General features: G+C 66.1%; 16 protein-coding genes. 5 read left to right on the forward strand and 11 right to left on the reverse strand.

What is annotated here, in order from left to right:
- Positions 1 to 29: 29 nt before the first annotated feature.
- The 3 genes from B5X78_RS17470 to B5X78_RS17480 all read right to left on the reverse strand — a co-directional run bounded on the left by B5X78_RS17470 (position 30) and on the right by B5X78_RS17480 (position 5037).
- Complete coding sequence (locus tag B5X78_RS17470; protein WP_079726005.1) at positions 30 to 3173, reverse strand: multidrug efflux RND transporter permease subunit; 3144 nt, start codon at positions 3171 to 3173, stop codon at positions 30 to 32.
- A gap of 12 nt (positions 3174 to 3185) precedes the next feature.
- The gene (locus tag B5X78_RS17475) at positions 3186 to 4343 is read right to left on the reverse strand and encodes an efflux RND transporter periplasmic adaptor subunit (protein WP_079726006.1); all 1158 of its coding nucleotides are present in this window, start codon (positions 4341 to 4343) and stop codon (positions 3186 to 3188) included.
- Positions 4344 to 4404: 61 nt separating this feature from the next.
- Positions 4405 to 5037 carry a TetR/AcrR family transcriptional regulator gene (locus B5X78_RS17480; RefSeq protein WP_079726007.1) on the reverse strand — a complete coding sequence of 211 codons (633 nt, stop codon included), beginning with the start codon at positions 5035 to 5037 and terminating at the stop codon, positions 4405 to 4407.
- Between the two features lie 467 nt (positions 5038 to 5504).
- Here B5X78_RS17480 and B5X78_RS17485 point away from each other — a divergent pair, with 467 nt between their 5' ends.
- The 4 genes from B5X78_RS17485 to B5X78_RS17500 all read left to right on the forward strand — a co-directional run bounded on the left by B5X78_RS17485 (position 5505) and on the right by B5X78_RS17500 (position 13094).
- Positions 5505 to 10628: an NAD-glutamate dehydrogenase gene (locus tag B5X78_RS17485; protein ID WP_079726008.1), complete on the forward strand. Its 5124-nt coding sequence runs from the start codon at positions 5505 to 5507 to the stop codon at positions 10626 to 10628.
- Between the two features lie 118 nt (positions 10629 to 10746).
- A complete protein-coding gene (locus B5X78_RS17490) occupies positions 10747 to 11517 on the forward strand; it encodes an NAD kinase (RefSeq protein WP_079726009.1) in 771 nt (256 codons plus the stop codon).
- A gap of 105 nt (positions 11518 to 11622) precedes the next feature.
- The gene (locus B5X78_RS17495) at positions 11623 to 12117 is read left to right on the forward strand and encodes a hypothetical protein (protein ID WP_139381616.1); all 495 of its coding nucleotides are present in this window, start codon (positions 11623 to 11625) and stop codon (positions 12115 to 12117) included.
- A 65-nt stretch (positions 12118 to 12182) separates the two neighbouring features.
- A complete protein-coding gene (locus tag B5X78_RS17500; RefSeq protein WP_079726260.1) occupies positions 12183 to 13094 on the forward strand; it encodes a 5'-nucleotidase in 912 nt (303 codons plus the stop codon).
- An 8-nt stretch (positions 13095 to 13102) separates the two neighbouring features.
- Here the strand turns inward: B5X78_RS17500 and B5X78_RS17505 are convergent, their stop codons facing one another.
- From B5X78_RS17505 to B5X78_RS17530, 6 genes are all read right to left on the reverse strand, one after another.
- Positions 13103 to 13645: a DUF2939 domain-containing protein gene (locus tag B5X78_RS17505; RefSeq protein ID WP_079726011.1), complete on the reverse strand. Its 543-nt coding sequence runs from the start codon at positions 13643 to 13645 to the stop codon at positions 13103 to 13105.
- Between the two features lie 2 nt (positions 13646 to 13647).
- Complete coding sequence (locus tag B5X78_RS17510) at positions 13648 to 14334, reverse strand: DUF2461 domain-containing protein (RefSeq protein WP_079726012.1); 687 nt, start codon at positions 14332 to 14334, stop codon at positions 13648 to 13650.
- Positions 14331 to 15770, reverse strand: a complete 1440-nt coding sequence (gene sbcB / locus B5X78_RS17515) for an exodeoxyribonuclease I (protein ID WP_079726013.1) — start codon at positions 15768 to 15770, stop codon at positions 14331 to 14333. The genes B5X78_RS17510 and sbcB overlap by 4 nt, the downstream gene beginning before the upstream one ends.
- The gene (locus B5X78_RS17520; RefSeq protein WP_079726014.1) at positions 15767 to 17152 is read right to left on the reverse strand and encodes an FAD-dependent oxidoreductase; all 1386 of its coding nucleotides are present in this window, start codon (positions 17150 to 17152) and stop codon (positions 15767 to 15769) included. The genes sbcB and B5X78_RS17520 overlap by 4 nt, the downstream gene beginning before the upstream one ends.
- Positions 17153 to 17165: 13 nt before the next feature.
- The gene (gene kynU / locus B5X78_RS17525) at positions 17166 to 18437 is read right to left on the reverse strand and encodes a kynureninase (RefSeq protein WP_079726015.1); all 1272 of its coding nucleotides are present in this window, start codon (positions 18435 to 18437) and stop codon (positions 17166 to 17168) included.
- A gap of 89 nt (positions 18438 to 18526) precedes the next feature.
- Positions 18527 to 19537 carry an amidohydrolase family protein gene (locus B5X78_RS17530; RefSeq protein WP_079726016.1) on the reverse strand — a complete coding sequence of 337 codons (1011 nt, stop codon included), beginning with the start codon at positions 19535 to 19537 and terminating at the stop codon, positions 18527 to 18529.
- Between the two features lie 149 nt (positions 19538 to 19686).
- On the opposite strand from B5X78_RS17530, the gene B5X78_RS17535 reads away from it, so the two are divergent.
- A complete protein-coding gene (locus B5X78_RS17535; protein WP_079726017.1) occupies positions 19687 to 20508 on the forward strand; it encodes a hypothetical protein in 822 nt (273 codons plus the stop codon).
- A gap of 18 nt (positions 20509 to 20526) precedes the next feature.
- On the opposite strand, the gene B5X78_RS17540 is transcribed toward B5X78_RS17535, so the two are convergent.
- Both B5X78_RS17540 and B5X78_RS17545 read right to left on the reverse strand, forming a co-directional pair.
- Positions 20527 to 21057: a 3-hydroxyanthranilate 3,4-dioxygenase gene (locus B5X78_RS17540; protein WP_079726018.1), complete on the reverse strand. Its 531-nt coding sequence runs from the start codon at positions 21055 to 21057 to the stop codon at positions 20527 to 20529.
- 1 nt (position 21058) lies between these two features.
- A complete protein-coding gene (locus B5X78_RS17545) occupies positions 21059 to 21490 on the reverse strand; it encodes a RidA family protein (RefSeq protein ID WP_079726019.1) in 432 nt (143 codons plus the stop codon).
- Between the last annotated feature and the right edge of the window lie 25 nt (positions 21491 to 21515).

The raw sequence follows: 21515 nt of genomic DNA on the forward strand, positions 1-21515 counted from the left end.
CGGGGTTTTCTTTTGTCGCTTGCCTTGACTCAGCGCGACGTCGGCTCGCGATGATGGGCCATGAACTCCTTCGACGGCTCGTCCATCTTGTCGCCCAGCATCCGTCGCACGGCGACAAAGAACACCGGAATCAACAGCAGGCCCAGGAACGTGGCGAACACCATGCCGCCGATCACGCCGGTACCGATGGCATGGCGTGCGTTGGCGCCGGCGCCGGTGGAGATGGCCATCGGCAGCACGCCCATGATGAAGGCAAACGAGGTCATCAGGATCGGACGGAAGCGCAGGCGCGCCGCCTCGATCACCGAATCGCGCAGGGTCTTGCCCTCGCGTCGCTGCTCGACCGCGAACTCGACGATCAGGATCGCGTTCTTCGCTGCCAGGCCGATGATGGTGATCAGGCCGATCTTGAAGAAGATGTCGTTCGGCAGGCCGCGCAACAGGGCGAACACAATCGCGCCCAGCACGCCCAACGGCACCACCAGCAACACCGAGACCGGAATCGACCAGCTCTCGTACAGCGCCGCCAGGCAGAGGAATACCACCACGATCGACAGCACCAGCAGCAACGTGGCGGTATTGCCGGCCAGGATTTCCTGGTACGACATGCCGGTCCAGTCAAAGCCGAAGCCCTGCGGCAGATCCTGCTCGACGATGTCTTCCATCGCCTTCATCGCTTCACCCGAGCTGCGGCCGGGGGCCTGCGAACCGACGATGTTGACGGCCGCATAGCCGTTGTAGCGGGTCAGTGACGGCGAGTTGGTTTCCCACTCGGCCTTGACCACGTTGCTCAGCGGAATCATCGCGCCGTTCTGCAGGCTGCTGGGGGTGTAGAAGTTGTCCAGCGAATCCGGCCCGGTGCGATACGGCGCATCGGCCTGCATCGACACGCGCTTGATGCGGCCTTCGTAGAAGAAGTCGTTGACGTAGACCGGCGCCAGCATCAGGCCGATGGCGTTGTAGATGTCGTTGAGCTGCAGGCCCATCGCCTGCGCCTGCACGCGATCCACGGTCAGCTTGAGCTGCGGTGCATCTTCCAGGCCATTCGGGCGCACGCCGGTCAGCAGATCCTGCTTCGCGGCCGCCTTGCCCAGCAGGATGTTGCGCGCCTGGGTCAGGGCTTCCTGGCCCTGGCCGGTGCGGTCCTGCAGGTACATGTCGAAACCGCCGAACTGGCCAAGGCCATTCACCGTGGGCAGGTTGACCACGAAGATGCCGGCTTCCTTGATGCCGAACAGCGCACCGTTGGCCTGCTGGATGAAGGTGGCCGCATCGATGTCGCGGTCGCCCCAGTCCTTGAGCTTGATGAAGGCCATGCCGACGTTTTCGCCCTGGCCGACGAAGCTGAAGCCGGTGACCTGCATCATGCCCTCGAAGCCTTCCATCTTCTCCAGCACGCTGCGCACCTGGGTGAACACCTTGTCGGTGCGCGCCATCGAGGCGCCGGGCGGCAACTGCACGATCGCCAGTGCATAGCCCTGGTCTTCTTCGGGCAGGAAGCTGCCGGGCATGCGGGTGAACAGGAAGCCGCACAACAGCGCCAGGCCGGCGAAGGCGATCATCCAGCGCGGTGCATGCTTGACCGCGCTGCCGATATGGCCGACGTAGGTGTGCTGGACCTTGTCGTAGTACTTGTTGAAGGTGCGGAAGATGAAGTTGGACTTGTGGTGTTCGGTGGGCTTGAGCAGGGTCGCGCACAGCGCCGGGGTGAAGCCCAGTGCCAGGAACGCCGAGAACATCATCGCAATGGCGATCGTCAGGGCGAACTGCTTGTAGATTTCACCGGCCGAACCGCCTTGCAGCGCCGAGGGGATGAACACCGCCGACAGCACCACGGTGATCGCGATCACCGCGCCGGTGATCTGGTCCATCGCCTTGCGCGTGGCTTCCTTGGGCGGCAAGCCTTCCTCGGTCATGATGCGTTCGACGTTCTCGATCACCACGATCGCGTCATCGACCACGATGCCGATCGCCAGCACCATGCCGAACAGGGTCAGCTGGTTGATGGTGAAGCCGATGACCGTCATGCCCAGGAACGTACCCAGCAGGGCGACCGGGATGACCAGGGTGGGGATGATCGTCGCGCGCAGGTTCTGCAGGAAGATCAGCATCACCAGGAACACCAGCACCACGGCTTCGAACAGGGTCTTGACCACTTCCTCGATCGAGATGCGCACGAACGAGGTGCTGTCATACGGCGAGAACCAGGTCACGCCCTGCGGAAAGCTCGGCTGCAGTTCGTCCATCTTGGCGCGGATGGCGCCGGCCACGTTCAATGCATTGGCGCCGGGCAGCAGCATGACCGCGAAGCCGCCGGTGGGCGCGCCGTTCCACTGCGTGTCAAAGCCGTAGCTGGTGGCGCCGATGCCGACGCGGGCGACGTCCTTCAGGCGCACGGTGGTGCCGTCGGCGTCAGCGCGCAGGATGATGTTCTCGAACTGATCCGGGGCGGTGAAGCGGCCTTCGGTGGTGACCGTGGCGGTGAAGCCCTGGCCTTCCGGCGCGGGGTCGGCGCCGATCGAACCGGCGGCGAACTGCACGTTCTGGCCGCGGATCGCGTTCAGCACTTCAGTGGTGGACAGGCCATACCCCTGCAGCTTGTTCGGGTCCATCCAGATACGCATGGCGTATTCGCTACCGAACTGCTGGGTGTTGCCGACGCCGGGGATACGCGCGATCTGATCGAGCACGCGCGAGCCGATGATGTCGTTGAGCTGGTTGCGGTCCACCGAGGGATTGGTCGAACGCAACGCCGCCACCATCAGGAAGCCGGCGTTGGCCTTGGCCACCACCACGCCCTGCTGCACCACTTCGGTGGGCAGGCGTGGTTGCGCCAGCGCCACCTTGTTCTGCACCTGGACCTGGGCGATATCGGGATCGGTGCCGGTCTGGAAGGTCAGGGTGATGCTGGCGCCGCCGTTGGAGTTGGACGACGAACTGAAATACAGCAGGTTGTCGATACCGGTGAGCTGCTGCTCGATGACCTGGGTCACCGCCTGCTCGGTGGTCTCGGCGCTGGCGCCGGGGTAGGTCGCGTTGACCACCACCTGCGGCGGCGCGATGTTGGGATACGACTCGACGCCCAGGCCGAAGATCGCGATCACGCCGCCAAGCGAGATCAGGATCGCCACCACCCAGGCAAAGATGGGTTTGTCGATGAAGAATTTAGGCATGGGGGTAAATCCTTACTTGGCGGCGGCGGGCTGGCCGCCGGCTGGTGCGGCCGGCTTCCAAGGCGTGGCCTTGGCCTGCGCGCCGTCCTGGACCTTCTGCACGCCCGAGACGATCACCTGATCATTGGCGGCCAGGCCGGAGGGCACCACCCACTTGCCATCGCGCGGGCTTTCGACGGTGATGTTCTTGCGCACCACCTTGCCGTCGGCGCCGACCACGAACACATAGGCGCTGGCGGCGTCACGCAGCACGGCGTCCTGCGGAATCAGGAACGCGTTCTTGCGCTCGCCCAGCGTCGCCTTGAGGGTGACGAACATGCCCGGCAGCAGCGCCGATTTCGGATTGGGGATGCGCGCACGCAGCTGGATGGCGCCGGTGGCCGGATCGGCGACCGCGCCGGAGAAATCCAGCGTGCCTTCCTCTTCGTACACGCTGCCATCGGTCAGCACCACCTGCACCTTGGCATTGCCGGTGCCGGTCAGTTCAACACCGCCCTTGCTGGCGGCCGAGCGCAGCGCTTCGATCTCCGACACGCTCAGGGAGAAGTTGACGTACAGCGGATCCAGTTGATCCACCGTGGTCAGCAGGGTGGTATCGCCCTGGCCGACCAGCGCGCCTTCGGTGACCTGCTGCTTGCCGGCGCGGCCGGAGATCGGCGCGGTGACCTTGGTGTAACCCAGGTTGATGCGCGCACTGTCGACGCTGGCGCGTGCCTGCTGCACGGCCGCGGCGGCACTGCGTTCGGCGGCCTGCGCATTGTCCAGGTCCGACTTCGACACATAGTTCTGCGGCGCCAACTGGCGTGCGCGATCGGCCGAGACCTTGGCGTTGGCGTAGGTGGCCTGGGCCGAGGCGAGGTTGGCCTGGGCTGCACTGAGCGAGGCCTGCAGCGGCGCCGGATCGATCAGGAACAGCACCTGGCCTTCCTTCACGTCGGTGCCTTCCTGGTAGACGCGTTTGAGCAGCACGCCGGGCACGCGCGCGCGCACATCCGAGCTGCGGAACGGCGACAGGCGACCGACCAGATCGCGGGTCAGCGGCACCGACTGCGGGGTGGCCTTGATCACGCCGACTTCAGGCGTGGGCATCTGCATCTGCTCTTCTTTCTTGCAGGCGGCCAGCGCCAGCGTGATGGCGCAGAGGAGGGCGACGGAACGGGGGGCGGTCATCGTGGAGCTCCGGGTCAGAATTGAATGCGTTGGGTCTGGGTGCTTTTTTTCGAAAGCTTTCTTATGGGGAAGCCGCGGCGCCGGTGGACTCGGCGGAGAACGCGCGGAGGAACGTATCAGTGGCGAAGCCAGCCCAACGGCGGCGGGCCATCACGCTTTGCCGATGCGGAACGGCAAAGCGCTGTCGTTCAAAATCCAGGCCGACGATCATGCTCAACAGCAATTCGGCGGCCAAGTGCGGATCGTCATGACGTAGTTGTCCGCGTTGCATGGCGGCGGCCAACCAGGTGGCTAGCCGTTGCACCAGTGCGTCACAACCATCTCGGTACAGCGCTTGCGCTTCTTCGGGAAACTGGTGGGCTTCGGCAGTCAGCAGTTGACTGGTGGCAACGACCGAAGGATCGCACAGGTGGGCCAGGTGCTCCATCGCGAAGGCGATCAGCGTACCGCGCAAGTCGTCGCCGGGCTCGTCCAGGCGCACCGTCGCCAGGTCGAGGTTCTCGTCGATGACGCTGCGGAGCAGCGCCTGCTTGCTGCCAAACTGCGCGTAGAGCGTCTGTTTGGAGCAGCCGGCGCGGGCGGCCACGGCCTCCATGCTGATCCGGAAGCCCTGTTCTGACATGAGTTCCCTCACGGCAGCGTGGACGCGTTGTCGCCGCTGGATGGCGGCGAAAGAGGGCAGGAAGGAAGGCATGCGGATTGGACTATACCGTCCAGTTTAGTTTGTGAGAAGTCTTGCGTTGCCCGCTTATCTGTGGACAAAGCCAGGCGCACCGGGCCTGCGTGGCCTGCGGATGGGGGGCCGAGGGCAGTGTCCCGGCCCGGTATGGCAGTCGTACGACGATCAGTCCGGACGTGGTGATTCCGCGATGGCGATCACGGCCGACCGGACCGGCCGGCGCAGTGGCGCACCGGCGGCGAACCCATTGGCTCCTTCGTCCGCGAATTTTTTTGCAGGCGGGCGGCTCGTCGAAACGCGCGTCCGGATCACCCGCTTCGTCGTAGCGACGACCACGCCACATCACTCCGTGCGGAAAACAGACATGCCACCCCCGTTGGCCCGCTTGTGGCCCGCGGATTTTTGCCGCCACGCAACAAAGGGGTCATCACTTGCGGCGATACAATGACCATTCGATTACCAATCGTTGAGTCCCAAACCGAATGAACGCTGTGCGCAGTTCGAAGAAAGCCCGCAAATCGTCGACCCCGGCCAAGTCCACCCCGCCCGCCAAGAAGGCGGTGAAGAAGGTGGTTGCCAAGAAGACGACGACCTCACCGGCGGTCAAGCCGGCGACCAGCAAAAGGGCGCCTGCGCGCAAGGTGACGGTCCGACCGGTGGCAGTGGCGGCCAAGCGGGCCGCGGGTGGCCTGGCCAAGCGCGCGGCGGCGGGCTTCAGCCTGCAACCGATCTTCGCGGCCATCCGCAAGCGGGTGGCGGTGGCCCGCCAGGATGAGGCGCAGACCTTTGCCGAAGCGTTCTACAAGCGCATGGAAGCCGACGAGTATCCCAACCATGGTCCGGCCGCGTGGGCCGCACTGGCGGTGGACATGCTGGACTTCGCGCGCCAGCGCAAGCCGGGCACGGCCAACGTGCGCGTGTTCAACGCCACCGCCCAGGCCAATGGCTGGGATTCGCCGCACACCGTGTTGCAGATCATCAACGACGACATGCCGTTCCTGGTCGACTCGGTCAGCATGACCCTGGCCGACATGGGCGTGGGCGTGCATGTGCTGGGCCACCCGCTGGTGCGCTTCACCCGTGACAAGTCGGGCAAGGTCACCTCGGTGGGCGAGGGCAAGGCCGAATCGCTGATGGTGCTGGAAATTGACCGCCAGCAAGCCGACGACATGCCGCGCATCGAAGCGCGCATCCGCGGCGTGCTGGAAGAAGTGCGCGGCAGCGTGCGCGACTGGTCGCCGATGCGCGAGAAGATGCTGGCCGTGGCCGATGACCTGGCCACCCGCCGCCTGCCGATCAGCGATGCCGGCCGCCGCGAGGCGCAGGAATTCCTGCGCTGGGCTGCCAATGATCACTTCACCTTCTTCGGCTACCGCGAGTACCGGGTGGAGAAGGGCGATGGCGAAGGCATCCTGCGCGCCGTGGAAGGCAGCGGCATGGGCCTGTTGCGGGCCAAGGACACCACCACCCCGCGCAACGTCAAGAGCCTGGCCGCGCACTACATGCCGCAGTCCGGTTCGGTCGACGCGCTGATCCTGACCAAGACCAACCGCCGCTCCAACATCCATCGCCCGGGCAACATGGACTACATCGGCGTGCTCGAATTCGACGCCAAGGGCGTGCCGATCGCCGAGCAGCGCTTCATTGGCCTGTACACCTCCAGCGCCTACAACCGCCGCCCGTGGGAAATCCCGGTGGTGCGCGAGCGCCACGAATTCGTGATGCGCCAGTCCGGCCTGTCGCCGAGTAGCCACAGCGGCAAGGCGCTGCGGCATATCCTGGAAACGCTGCCGCGCGAAGAGCTGTTCCAGTCCAACGAGGAAGAGCTCAACCGCACCGCGATGGGCATCCTCGGCCTGCAGGAGCGCGTGCGCAGCAAGCTGTTCCTGCGCCGCGACCGCTACGGCCGCTTCTTCTCGGCGCTGGTGTACATTCCGCGTGATCGCTTCAACACCGACGTGCGCCTGCGCATCGAAGCCCTGCTCAAGCAGGCGCTGCATGGCGAGTACGTGGACACCAACGTGCAGTTGGGCGAATCGCCGCTGGCGCAGCTGCACGTCACCATCCGGCCCAAGGCCGGCGAACAGGTCGACGTGGATACCGCGGCGCTGGAAGCCGACATCGCCCACCTGCTGCGCAACTGGCAGGACGATCTGCGCGAGACCCTGATCAGCCGCCATGGCGAAAGCCAGGGCCTGAAGCTGATGAACGAGTATGGCCGCGCCTTGCCGGCCGGCTACATCGAGACCGTGTCGCCGGAGTTCGCCGCCAACGACGTCGAACACCTGGCTGCGCTCACCGGCCCGGACGCATTGCGCCTGAGCCTGCACCGTTCGCGCCGCCCGCGTGCCGGCGAAGGCCGCCTGCGCCTGAACCTGTATCGCCAGGGCAACGACATCCCGCTGTCCGACGCGCTGCCGCTGATGGAGAACATGGGCCTGCGGGTCATGTCCGAACATCCGTTCCGCCTGGATGCCGGCGCCACGCCGGTCTACATCCAGGAGTTCGAAGTGGAACCCGTCGGTGGCCCGGTCGAGACCGAGCGCCTGCACAGCGCCTTCGAGGAAGCCTTTGCCCGCGTCTGGCAGGGCGATGCCGAGAACGACGGCTTCAACCGGCTGGTGCTGGGCGCCAGCCTGGACTGGCGCCAGGTGGCCATGCTGCGCGGCTACTGCAAGTACCTGCAGCAGACCGGCGTGCCGTTCTCGCAGGCCTACGTGGAAGAAACGCTCAACCGTTATCCGCTGCTGGCGCGCCTGCTGGTGGAACTGTTCGAGGCGCGCTTCGATCCGCGTACCGGCAAGGAGAGCAAGGCCGAGATCCGCGCCGGCCAGGAACACTTCGCCGCCCAGCTGCGCGTGCTGGCGCAAGGCGACGAAACCGCCCTGGCGGCGCTGCGCCCGATGCTGGCCGCGCGCGAAGGCAAGCGCGAGGAGCAGATCGCCAGCACCCACAAGGCGCTGATCAAGCTGCTCGATCGCGTGTCCAGCCTGGACGAAGACCGCATCCTGCGCGGCTTCATGGGCGCGATCGACGCCACCCTGCGCACCAGCTATTACCAGCTCGGTGCCAATGGCCAACCCACCCACACGATCAGCTTCAAGTTCGATTCGGCACGCGTGCCGGATCTGCCCAAGCCGCGTCCGTACCGCGAAATCTTCGTCTACGGCCCGCGCGTGGAAGGCGTGCACCTGCGATTCGGTCCGGTTGCCCGTGGCGGCCTGCGCTGGTCGGATCGTCGCGAAGACTTCCGTACCGAGGTGCTGGGCCTGGTCAAGGCGCAGATGGTCAAGAACACGGTGATCGTACCGGTCGGCGCCAAGGGCGGCTTCTTCGTCAAGCGTCCGCCGGTCGGGGGCGATCGCGATGCGCAGCTGGCCGAAGGCATCGCCTGCTACAAGATGTTCATCCAGGGCCTGCTGGACATCACCGACAACATCGTCAACAACCGCATCGTCGCGCCGCTCGACGTGGTCCGCCACGATCAGGACGATCCGTACCTGGTGGTGGCCGCCGACAAGGGCACGGCCACGTTCTCGGACATCGCCAACGGCCTGGCCATCGCGCACAACTTCTGGATGGGCGACGCCTTCGCTTCCGGCGGTTCCGTCGGCTATGACCACAAGGGCATGGGCATCACCGCGCGTGGCGCCTGGGAGTCGGTCAAGCGCCACTTCCGCGCGATGGGCCGCAATTCGCAGACCGAGGACTTCACCTGTGTGGGCATCGGCGACATGTCCGGTGACGTGTTCGGCAACGGCATGCTGCTGTCCGAGCACATCAAGCTGGTCGCGGCCTTCGATCACCGCCACATCTTCCTGGACCCGACCCCGGATCCGGCGCGCAGCTTCATCGAGCGCCAACGCATGTTCACCGTGCCGCGTTCGAGTTGGGCCGACTACGATGCCAAGCTGATCTCCAAGGGCGGTGGCATCCATCCGCGCAGTGCCAAGTCGATCGAGATCACCCCGCAGGTGCGTGAGGTGCTGGATCTGCCGGAGAGCGTCAAGTCGATGTCGCCCAACGAGCTGATGAGCGCCATCCTGAAGTCGCCGGTGGATCTGTTGTGGAACGGCGGCATCGGCACCTACGTCAAGAGCAGTGCCGAATCCAATGCCGACGTCGGCGATCGCGCCAACAACGGCCTGCGCGTGGATGGCCGTGACCTGCGCTGCAAGGTGGTGGGCGAGGGCGGCAACCTGGGCATGACCCAGCTGGGCCGCATCGAAGCCGGCCAACATGGCGTACTGCTCAACACCGATTTCATCGACAACTCCGCCGGCGTGGACACCTCTGATCACGAGGTCAACATCAAGATCCTGCTCAATGGCGTGGTCCAGTCGAAGAAGCTGCGGATGGAATCACGCAACAAGCTGCTCGCCGACATGACCAACGAAGTGGCGGACCTGGTCCTGTGGGACAACTACCGCCAGAACCAGGCCCTGAGCCTGATGGAGCGCATGAGCGTCTCGCGCCTGGGATCCAAGCAGCACTTCATCCAGACCCTGGAATCGCAGGGCCTGCTGGATCGCCAGATCGAGTTCCTGCCGTCGGATACCGAACTGGCCGAGCGCAAGGCGCGCGGGCAGGGCCTGACCCGACCGGAGCTGGCGGTGTTGCTGTCGTACTCCAAGCTGGTGGTGTTCCAGCAGTTGCTGGACTCGGACATTCCGGAAGATCCGTACCTGTCCAAGGAACTGCAGCGCTACTTCCCCAAGCCGCTGCAGAAGAAGTATGCGGACGAAATGGAGAAGCACCGCCTGAAGCGCGAAATCATCGCCACCGCGGTGACCAACACCACCATCAACCGGATGGGCGCGACCTTCCTGCTGCGCATGCAGGAAGACACAGGCCGCAGCCCGGCCGAAGTGGCCAAGGCCTTCACCATCACCCGCGAGACCCTGGACGCGCGCCTGTTGTGGAACCAGATCGACGCGCTGGATGGCAAGGTGCCCGAGTCGGTGCAGATCGATGCCCTGCAGGTGATCTGGTCGGTGCAGCGCACCTTCACCCGCTGGCTGCTGACCCGGCAGGGTCCGATTACGGCCATTGCCACGGCGGTGGAGCGCTACTACGAAGGCTTCAACGAGATCCGCGCCGCCGACGGCGTGCTGCCCGATTCGCTGCGTCCGGCCTACAACGCCAGCCTGCAGGAATGGCGCGCCAAGGGGCTGCCGGCCGGTCTGGCCGGCCAGATCGCGGCCCTGCCGTACCTGGAACCGTCCTGCGACATCATCGAACTGGCGCGTTCGCGCAAGCTCAAGCCGGTGGAAGTGTCCAAGGTCCATTACCGCCTGGGCGAAGCCCTGCACCTGCCGTGGTTGCTGGACCAGGTCGAGGCACTCAAGGTGGATGGCCGCTGGCATGCGGTGGCACGCGGCGTGCTGCGCGATGAACTGACCAACCACCAGCGCACCCTGACCAACCAGGTGCTGTCGATGCCGGGCGCCACCGCCGATGCCAAGGTCCAGGCTTGGCTGCAGCGCGACGACGCCGGACTGCGTTTCACCCTGGCGATGCTCAACGAGCTGGCCGCGCAGAAGACGCTGGACTATCCGACCGCGTCGGTGGCGGTGCAGCGCTTGGGTCAGTTGGCGCAGTCGTAAGTCCCGAGAACCCCTCTCCCTCCGGGAGAGGGGTTGGGGTGAGGGTTCCCGCGCACGCTGGGGAAGGGGCTGTCGTTTGAATGCTTTATCCTCTGGACTCGATTCCAGAGATCCACGGATGAGCCCGAGCCCCCGCATCGCGTTTCTCGCCAGCCCGGCGCCAGAAGCCCAGCAAGCCCTCGAGACGTTGACCGCGTTGCACGGTCGCCACGCGCCTGACGAGGCCGAGGTGCTGTGCGCGCTCGGCGGCGATGGCTTCATGCTGCACACCCTCCATCGCCACGGCAGCCAGGGCAAACCGGTGTACGGCATGAAGCTGGGCACGGTGGGCTTCCTGATGAACCAGTACCGCGCCGATGGCCTGCTGGAGCGCATCGCCAACGCCGAACCGGCCAAGCTGCGTCCGCTGGAGATGCACGCCCTGACCGAGTCGGGGGCGACCATCGCCTCGCTGGCCTACAACGAAGTCTCGCTGCTGCGGCAGACCCGCCAGGCCGCGCACCTGCGCATCGATCTGAACGGCCAGACCCGCCTGGATGAATTGATCTGTGATGGCGTATTGACCGCTACGCCTGCCGGCAGCACCGCCTACAACTTTTCCGCGCACGGGCCGATCCTGCCGCTGGGCTCGCACACCATCGCCTTGACGCCCATCGCGCCGTTCCGTCCGCGGCGCTGGCGTGGCGCGATCCTGCGCGCCGATACCGAGGTGCGCTTCCAGGTGCTGGACCCGTACAAGCGACCGGTCAGCGTCACGGCCGATTCGCATGAAGTGCGCGACGTGCTGGAAGTGACCATCCGCGAATCGCAGGATCGAACCGTGACCCTGTTGTTTGATCCCGAGCACAATCTGGAGGAACGTATCCTCAGCGAGCAATTCGTGGTCTAGTGGGCTTGCAACAGGGGGCGACGCGGGGAGCGTCGCGGATCAGGGTTCCGTGCGGCATTGGGAGGAATGGCGCACGGTTGAACGGGACTTGAGAGGAGTCAGGGGATGAAACGTTGGGGCTTGTGGGGAATCTTGGCCTTGTTGCCCGCACCGATGGCGGGCGCCTGTAGTTTGAACACCAACCTGTTGCCCTTCGCGCTGGAGGCTGGCGCAGCACCGGCCAATGCACCGGACGAGACCTTGCAGGCGCCTGAGCTCAAGGTCACCGAAATTACCCGTGGACTGGGCGGCGCTGCCGGGTCCTGTGACGGCTCGGGCCTGCTCGGCATCCGCCTGGATTGGCCACGCGGCGATTACAAGCTGGATCAGGTCGGCTTCGAGTTCCGCGTTGTCGGCGGCGACGACGTGCCGGCGATCTTTCCGGCAGAACCGGTCGCGGTGACCAGCACCAGCCGCCGCGTCAACCTGCTGTTTCTGTGGCCGGATGTGCCGCCCGGCGAGCAGAAACCGCTGCGCCTGGAACTGGAAGTGCGGGCGGTGACGCACGGCTACCTGCGCGGTCCGCCCACGCGCCTGTTCGTCAATTCCAGCGATCTCTGACGGCTGGCCTGCACGGCGGTGATCTCCGCTCGCGCAAGCGGGCGGGGATGGTCGATACTGCACGCATGTCCGACAACACGCCCCGTTTGCTGACCGTCGCGGTGACCTCGCGCGCCCTGTTCGATCTCGAAGAGAGTCATTCGTTGTGGGAAGACGAGGGGCTGGAGGCCTACAGCGCCTACCAGCGCGAACACGAGGACGCGGTGCTCGCGCCGGGCGTGGCGTTCCCGGTGGTGCGCAAACTGCTGGCACTGAACGTGGGCGCCGATCCGGCGACGCCACGGGTGGAAGTGATCCTGCTCTCGCGCAACTCGGCCGATACCGGCCTGCGCATCTTCAACTCCATCCAGCATCACGGATTGGGGATCGTGCGCGCCGTGTTCACCTCCGGCGAACCCACCTGGCCCTACATCCGCCCGTTCGGCGCCGACCTGTTCCTGTCGGCCAATCCGGATTCGGTGCGGCGCTCGCTGGAGCACGGCATCGCCGCGGCGACGATCCTGCCGGCGCAGATGCACCAGCAGAAACACGCGGATCAACTGCGCATCGCCTTTGACGGCGATGCGGTGATCTTCGGCGATGAGAGCGAGCGCATTTCGCGCGAGCAGGGCGTGGAGGCCTTTGGTCGCCACGAGCGCGAGCATGCGCGCGCGCCGCTGTCGGGTGGCCCGTTCAAGGGTTTCCTGTCGGCCCTGCACCAGTTGCAGCAGGTGTTTCCGGCCGGCGAGCATTCGCCCATCCGCACCGCGCTGGTCACCGCCCGATCCGCGCCTGCACACGAACGGGTCATCCGCACCCTGCGCGAATGGGGCGTGCGATTGGACGAGGCGCTGTTCCTGGGCGGTCGCCACAAAGGTCCGTTCCTGGAAGCCTTTGGCGCCGACATCTTCTTCGACGACTCCCAGCACAACATCGACAGTGCCTTGGCGCATGTCGCCGCCGGCCACGTGCCACACGGCGTGGCCAACGATTTGTAGGAGGGGCTTCAGCCCCGAAGCGGCAGGCGGATATCCGTCAGCCGCCAGCGCAGCCCCTGGCGGGTAAACACAAACACCAGCGGGTCGCCATCATCGTCCCGCACCGTGGCGGTGAAGCGCGACAGCGATTCGTAATGATGGGTGGCCTCGCGCAGCGGATCGGCCGGTTGCGCCGGCGCATAGCTGTCGCCGCCGATGGTCTGGCCGGTGGCCTTCTTCCAGGTGGAGCGGCCCTGCAGCAGCGCGCCGATGCCGAGCGGCGTGACCAGCGTATCCACGCCGCTGGTAATCAGATTGTTGGCCACCGACAAGGCGAATGCGCCAAACAGATTGGACTGCATCTCCGGACCCGCGCGGCGGGCCAGGTAATCCTCGAACTGGGCGCGCAGGTTGACCCGCAACGCCGGGAAATCCACATGCCGTTCGAGCTTGGCGGTGTCCTGCTCGGCCAACGCCGTGCGGATGCCGTTGATCGCCAGATAGGGGCCTGCGGCCACATAACCCACCAGGGCCAACACCAGCACCAGCGCCAGGGCGATCCACTTCTTCATCGCTAGAACTCCAGATCCAGGGCGGCGCACAGATAGTCCACGAACGGGCCCAGGGCCACCAGGTCCTTGGCCAGGGTCTCGCGCAGGCGCGGGCCAGTCATCACGCTGTCTTCCACGGCGCGGAGGAACACGAAATTCTTGTGCTTCAGATCGTCGATGAAGGCGAAGTCGGCCGGAAAGCCGCGCGGCGGGCGACTCAGCAGTTCGCTCTCATCGAAATCGAAGCGCTTGCGAAACGCCGGCGCATGCGCCGCCGCCTTCCAGCTGCCCGGGTTGTCGACGATGAACTGGCGCACCCGCCGTTGCGTCGGCGGCTCGGGATGCCACAGCCCGGCGCCGACAAAGCAGTGGCCCGGTTGCAGATGGATGTAGAACGACGGTGCGGCCACCTGCTTGCGGCGCTCGTGGTACAGGCGCGCGCCCTGCCAGGGTTTGTACGGCGACTTGTCGGTGGAGAAGCGCGCGTCACGATAAATGCGGAACAGCGAGCCGCCGACGGTCTTGGGGTCGGCGAGGAAATGCTGGCTGACTTCCGCCAAGGCCGGCTGCAGATCCACCAGCAGGCGCAGGAACGGCTGGCGCACGTGGTCTTCGTACTGCTGCCGGTGCTCGTTGAACCATGTCTTGTCGTTGTGGCGGGCCAGTCCACGCAGGAACTTGAAACTGGCGTCACTGAAATACGTGCTCACAAACTCTGCTCCAGCTCGCGCCCCCAGTCCTGCAACTGATCCAGCAGGGCCTGGCGGCGACCGTCGGGGGTGGGCGTCATGCGCAGGGTGGCGATCTCGGCGTGGAAGGTCTCGAAGCTGTGCTCGGACAATCCACTGTCGCTGCCCAGGCGTCGACGTCGGTAATCATCCCAGCGCGTGTGTTCGTCCGCGGTCAAGCTCTGGCGCCAGTTGCGGGCGCGATAGCGGAACAGCAGCTCGGGCAGGCGCGCATCCTTGAAGCCGAAGTCGCGGCCCACCAGGTCCGCTGGGCGGGCGCTGCGGATTTCAGGAAAGCGCCGGCGATCGCCATCGCCCAGGAAGCCGCCATACAGCGAAGCGTCCACATCCGGCGTGTCGTAGGCGCGCTCGCCGGCAAACACCCGCCGGACCTTTTCGGCCAGCGCCGGACCCGCGGCGCGCAGGCGTTCGGCGCGACGGGCGATGTCATCGGCGTCGATGCCCAGGCGCTGATAGTCGGCGGCACGCAGATGCGCCTGCGCCACCAGCACCGGTGCCTTGTTCAGATGGACTTCCTTCAACGGCACGCGCACTTCGCCCTCGGGCAGATCGGCCAGTGGCGTGTACAGGCGATCGGCAATGGCCTCGGCGTCCTGGCTGAGCAACGCCTCAGGGTCGCCGTCCAGATCGAACACCAGCACGCGATTGTCGTACTGCGGATGTCGCGCCAGCGGCAGCACCATGGCCGCGCACATGCGCTGCGCCGGATAGCGCTGGGAAATATGCAGCAGCGGAGTCATTGCGGTGGTGTCGATCAGACTGGCGGCAAAGCGCTTGTCGCGCAGCTTGAGCGCGTACTCCCACAACCGCGGTTGCGCCTGCCGCATCAGCCGGCCCAGGCCGATGGTGGCCAGCACGTCGGACAGCGCCTCGTGGGCGTCGCCGTCGCGTACGCCATTGAGCAGGGCCAGTTGTTCCAGCTTGAACGAGGTATAGCCGTCCTCGCGCCTGGGCCACTGGATGCCGTCCGGGCGCAGCGCGTGCATCAAGCGCATCACGTCCAGCAGATCCCAGCGCGAATTGCCGCCGCGCCATTCGCGCTCATACGGGTCGAAGAAATTGCGGAACAGCCCGTGGCGGACGAACTCGTCATCAAAGCGCAGCGAGTTGTAGCCCAGGCTGCAGGTCTCCGGCCGCGACATCGCCTCGGCGATCTTCGACATCGCTTCGGCTTCGTTGACGCCGTCGCGCAGGGCCTGCTGCGGAGTAATGCCGGTAATGACGGTGGCGGTGGGCGAGGGCAGCAGGTCGTCGGCCGGCTTGACGAAGAAATCCAGCGGGTCTTCGATCAGGTTCAAGTCGCTGTCGGTACGCACGCCGGCAAACTGGGCGATGCGGCTGCGGCGCGGATCGGCGCCGAAGGTTTCCAGATCGTAGAAGAGAAAGCTCGCCGTCACCGCGGCCCACCCTGGCCCGGGACATCGTCGAGCACCGACAGGCGCTGCAGGATCTGCGCATCCAGCGCTGCCCAGTCGATCTGTTCCAGCGAATCGTGCCCGCGCGTGGCCTGCACCAGCAGCTCGCGCTGGATTTCGCTGCGCTCCAGCGCCTGCGCGTAGGGGATGCGCATGAAGCTGACCATCGTGTAATGCGGGACGAAGCGACCGGGGTGCCGCTCCTGCAGCGTGCGCTCGAGCGCGCGTTGCAAAAGGAAGTCGGCGTCGTCGACCTTGTCGCGCATCTCCACGTAGTTCTCCAGCGCCATTGCCTGGATCGCGGCGGCGTTGGGCTGGCGCTCGCGTTCAAAGGCGGCAAAGGCGGCGGCGCGGTCGGGCGTGCGTTGCAGGTGTTCGGCCAGCGCCACGCAGTCTTCGAACGCGCAGTTCATGCCCTGGCCGTGGAAGGGCACCATCGCGTGGGCGGCGTCGCCCAACAGCACGGCACGCTCGTCGATATGCCAGCTGTCCAGATACAGCGTGGCCAGCAGGCCGACCGGATTGCGCTGCCAGTCCTGCTCCAGCGCGGGGATCAGCGGGATCGCATCGGCAAAGTCCCGCTCGAACAAGGCCCGCGCCTGCGCCGGCGTGGTCACGCTGGCAAAGCTCGGCTCGCCTGCATTGGGCAGGAACAGGGTGACGGTGAAGGTCTTTTCATCGTTGGGCAGGGCGATGCACATGTAGTGCCCGCGCGGCCAGATATGCAGGGCGTTGGGTTCGATCTGGAACTCGCCTTCGGCATCGGGCGGGATTTCCAGCTCCTTGTAGGAGTGATCGAGGAACTCGGTGCGTTCGCCCAGGTCGCGCTCGCGCAGCATGGCCGCGCGCAGCGAGGAACCGGCGCCATCGGCGCCCACCAGCGACTGGAATTCGACCAGGTGCGCGCCGCCGTTCTGCTCGTCGGTGAAATGCGCCAGCCGCCGTTCGAAGTCGACCTGATCCAGGCGGCGGTGAAAGTGCAGGCGGGCGCCAGCCTGTTCGGCCAGGTCCAGCAGGGTGATGTTGAGATCGCCGCGGTGGATGGACCAGATCACTTCCGAGTCATCGCGGCCGTAGCGCTGCAACTGCACCTGGCCTTCGCGGCTGTGGACCATGCGCCCGCGCATCATCACCGCCTGCCGCATCACCGCTTCATCGGCGTCGGCCTGGCGCAGCGCATGGCGACCGCGTTCGGCCAGGGCCAGGTTGATCGAGCGGCCACCTGCGTAGCCTTGCTGGCGCGGGTCGCCGCGCTTCTCGAAGACATCCACCTGCCAACCCTTGCGCGCCAGCAGGGTGGCGAGCAGGGCGCCGGCCAGGCCGGCGCCGATCAGGGTGAGCGAGCGATCTGCGGGCTTGTTCAAGCGGCTAGTTCCTTCAGAACCCACGCCAGGCTTCGACTTCTTCGACAAAGCGGTAGACGTCCATATAACGGTTGTAGAGCGGAGCGGGCGAGATGCGGATGACGTCCGGTTCGCGCCAGTCACCGAGGGTGCCGACCGAGGCCAGGTAATCGAACAGCTCGCGGCCGCGCTCGCGGCCACCGGCCACGCGCAACGACAGCTGCGCGCCACGGCGCGACGGCTCGGCCGGGGTGATGATCTCCAGCACGTCGCCGATGCGCGCGCGGATCAGCGCCTCGAGGAAACCGGTGATCTGCACCGACTTGACCCGGATCGCCTCCATGCCGGCGCGGTCGAACAGATCCAGCGAGGCGCGCAGCGGCGCCAGACCCAGGATCGGCGGATTGCTCAACTGCCAGCCTTCCGCGCCGGGCGTGGGCAGGAACTCGGGGCCCATGCGGAAGCGCGAGTGTTTGTCATGCCCCCACCAGCCGGCAAAGCGTGGACGATCAGTATCGGCGTGGCGCGTGTGCACGAAGCAGCCGGCAACCGCGCCTGGACCGGAGTTCAGGTATTTGTAGTGGCACCACACCGCGAAGTCGGCATTGATGTCGTGCAGGCGCAAGGGCAGGTTGCCCACCGCATGCGCCAGGTCGAAGCCCACCACCGCGCCGGCGGCATGGCCCAGCCGCACGATTTCGCCCAGGTCGAAAGCCTGGCCGGTGCGGTACTGCACGCCCGGCCACAGGATCAGCGCCAGCCGATGGCCATGCTCGGCAATCGCGCGTTCGATGGCCTGCATCGAAATCGTGCCATTGGGCTCGTCGGCTTCCAGTTCGATCAGGTCGGTGGCCGGATCAAAGCCGTGGAAGCGCACCTGCGATTCCAGCGCATGCCGATCCGAGGGAAACGCGCCAGCTTCCATCAGGATCGCCGGGCGCTCGCGGGTGGGCCGATAGAAGCTCACCATCATCAAATGCAGGTTGGCAGTGAGCGAGTTCATCGCCACCACTTCCTGCGGCTGCGCGCCGACCACTCGCGCCAGCGGCTCGCGCACCAGTTCGTGGTAGGTCATCCATTGCGAGGCGCCGGTGAAGTGGCCTTCCACCGCCTCATTTGCCCACTTGTCCATCACTTCCAGCACCTGCGCGCGTGCGCCGCGCGGCTGCAGGCCCAGCGAGTTGCCGACGAAATACAACTGCTCGTTGTGCTTGTGCTTGGGAATCAGGAATTCATTGCGCAGTGCGCGCAGCGGATCGGCCGCGTCGAGGGCGATGGCATGGGTACGGGACAGCGCTTCAGTCATGTAGGTAGTAAATGTAGGAGGGCCTTCAGGCCCAAAACCAGGAAAATGATGCATCAGCCATCATGGTTCGCATGATGCCGCACGCATCCTCATGCAAACCGATGCGCCGGCAACCCCAACCACTCCAGCGCCGTCCCATGATAAAGCCGTGCCTGCTCGACCTCGTCCAGGCCCAGCGCGGCAATGCCGGCGCCGGGTTCCTGCTCGCCGAGCGGGAATGGATAGTCGGTGCCCAGCATGACCCGGTCGGTGCCGACCGTATCGAGCAGATAGCGCAGTGCGCGCGAATCGGCCACCCACGAATCGAAATACACCCGGCTCATGTACTCGCGCGGGTTGCGCGGGTTGTCGGTGGCCACCAGGTCCGGGCGCATGTTGAAGCCGTGTTCGATCCGCCCGAGCGTGTACGGAAAACTGCCGCCGCCATGGGCAAAGCAGACCTTGAGTTCCGGCAGCCGTTCCAGCACGCCGCCAAAGATCAGGCAGCACACCGCGCGTGACTGCTCGGCCGGCATGCCGACCAGCCAGGGCAGCCAGTACTTGGGCATGGAGGCCGCGCCCATCATGTCCCAGGGATGCACCAGCACCGCGGCGCCCAGTTCGCTGGCGGCCTGGAAGAAATCGAACAGCTCCGGCGCGTCCAGATTCCAGTCGTTGACGTGGCTGCCAATCTGCACGCCCTGCAGCCCCAGCTGATCCATGCAGCGTTCCAGCTCCTGGATGGCCAGGCGCGGCGACTGCAGCGGCACCGTGCCCAGGCCGGCGTAGTGGCGCGGATAGTCGCGGCAGGCGGCGGCGGTGTGATCGTTGAGCGCGGCGTGCAGTTCCAGCGCGTGGTGCGGCTTGGCCCAATAGCTGAACATCACCGGCACCGTGCTGATGACCTGCACCTGCACGCCAAAGCCGGCGTAATCGCTGATGCGTTCGAGCGGATCCCAGGTCTTGGGCAGGATCTCGCGGAAGAACTTGCCGTCCTTGTAGATGCGATGGCGACCATCGTCACCGTGATGGATCACCGGAAAGCGGATGTCGCCGTACTTGTGCGCCAGATCCGGCCAGTCGCGCGGCAGGAAATGGGCATGGGTGTCGATCTTCAGCATTGCGCGAATCGGTACCTGGATGCACACAGGGTACCGGAGCGCGGGCAGCTCAGGTATCCGGCATCCCGACGCGCTACGATACGGGGCTCCCTCCGCCGCATTCGTAGATGCCGCATGACGTCCCGCAACAGCGACGCCCCACCGCAGGCATGAGCGATACCCCCGCAGGCCCCCGGCGCGCGGCCGAGTCCAGGATCGAACGCTGGCAACCCTATATCGCCGGTACGGTCAGCGCGTTGCTGCACGTGCTGATGCTGCTCATCCTGCTGTGGACCGCCCGGACGATGGTCACCCCGCCACAAGGCGCCGCCGGTGGCAGCCGGATGCGGGTGCAGTACATCGGCGACAGCCGCACGGCCACGCCGCCGCCGCCCAGTCCGCCGCCGACGCGTCCACCCACGCCCAATCCACCGGCGGCCACCGCCAGCCGGCAGACGCCACCGCCCAACACCACGCGACGTGACGCCGAGGCCGTGCAACCGCCGGAACCGGAACCGAGCCAGCAGCAGGCGCCCGCATCGGCCGCGCGACAGGCCCCGCCCGCCCAACGCCACCCCGAGCGCTGGACCGGACGGCCGCCCGGCATGATCGAAGAAGACCTGGCCCCGGAGAACACCGGTCAGGCGCGCGGTCCGGCGGTCAACCAGGGCACCCAGCGCGACATCACCGTCGCCGAGCCGAGCATGGAAGTGGGCGGCTACCAGGTCTATTACGACCTGCGCAACGAGATGCAGGTGCGCGCGTGGAAGGCGCAGGGCATGAAGGAACTGTTCCTGCCGTTGCCCGGCACCAAACGCTACATGGTCTGCCCGCTGCAGACCGCGCTCAACCGGGCCTCGGGCAAGTGCCGCCTGCTGGAACCGGACGCGCCGGAAATGGCGCGCATCGGCGACGCCCGCCAGGTGCTCACCATCCAGGACGTCTACCGTCGTGGCGAGAAGGTGTGGAGCGGGCCGGGCGCGTATCGCTGACCCCGGCGCGGTGTCGGATCAGGTATCTGGCATCACGTAGCGGCCGGGCGCGGGATTCAGATGGCCGCAGCTTTTGCAGGTGCGGTGTTCGCGCGAGGAATAGAAGCGATCAAAGACCGGCGGGAAGTCGGTCTCGATGTTCTTCAGCGTGAAGTACTCCTCAAAGAGAGTGTGATTGCACTGCTCGCAGAACCACAGCAGGCCGTCCTGCTCATGCGGCAGACGGCGGCGCTCGATCACCAGGCCCACTGAATCGGGCATGCGCTGCGGCGAATGCGGCACGCGTGGCGGCAGCAGGAAGATCTCGCCGGCGCGCAGCGGAATGTCGCGAACCGCACCGTCCTCCTGGATCTTCAGCACCATCTCGCCTTCCAGCTGATAGAACCACTCCGGGCCTTCGTCATAGTGGAAGTCGGTGCGCTGGTTGGGGCCGCCGACCACCATCACGATGAAGTCGCCTGCGTAGATCACCTTGTTGCCCACCGGCGGCTTGAGCAGATGGCGGTGTTCCTCGATCCAGGCCTGCAGGTTCAACGGTCCGGGCAGCATGTCAGGCGTCCTCGCTCAGCGCGGCCACGCACTTGAGTTCGATGGCAATGGGCGTGGGCAGGGCGGTGATGCCCAGGGTGGTGCGACAGGGTGCGCGCGCCGGGTCCGGGAAGAACTCGGCCCAGATGTGGTTGTAGGCGGCAAAGTCGCGGCTCATGTCGGTCAGGTAGACGGTGACATCGACCAGATCCTCCCAGCGTGCGCCGCTGGCTTCCAGCACCGCGCGCACATTGGCGAACACCGCGCGCGTCTGCGCCTGGATGTCATAGCCGCGCACGCGGCCGTCGGCGAAATAATCGTTGCCGGGGATGGCATTGCTGGCCGGATCGCGCGGACCGATGCCGGAAAGGAACAGCAGGTTCCCGACCCGGCGTGCATGCGGATAGGCGCCCACTGGCGCAGGCGCGGCGCTGGCGTGGATGCCTTCGCTCATCGGCCCGGACTCCCGGCCACGCCCG

It is taken from the genome of Pseudoxanthomonas indica, assembly GCF_900167565.1.
Classification (GTDB): Bacteria; Pseudomonadota; Gammaproteobacteria; order Xanthomonadales; family Xanthomonadaceae; genus Pseudoxanthomonas_A; species Pseudoxanthomonas_A indica.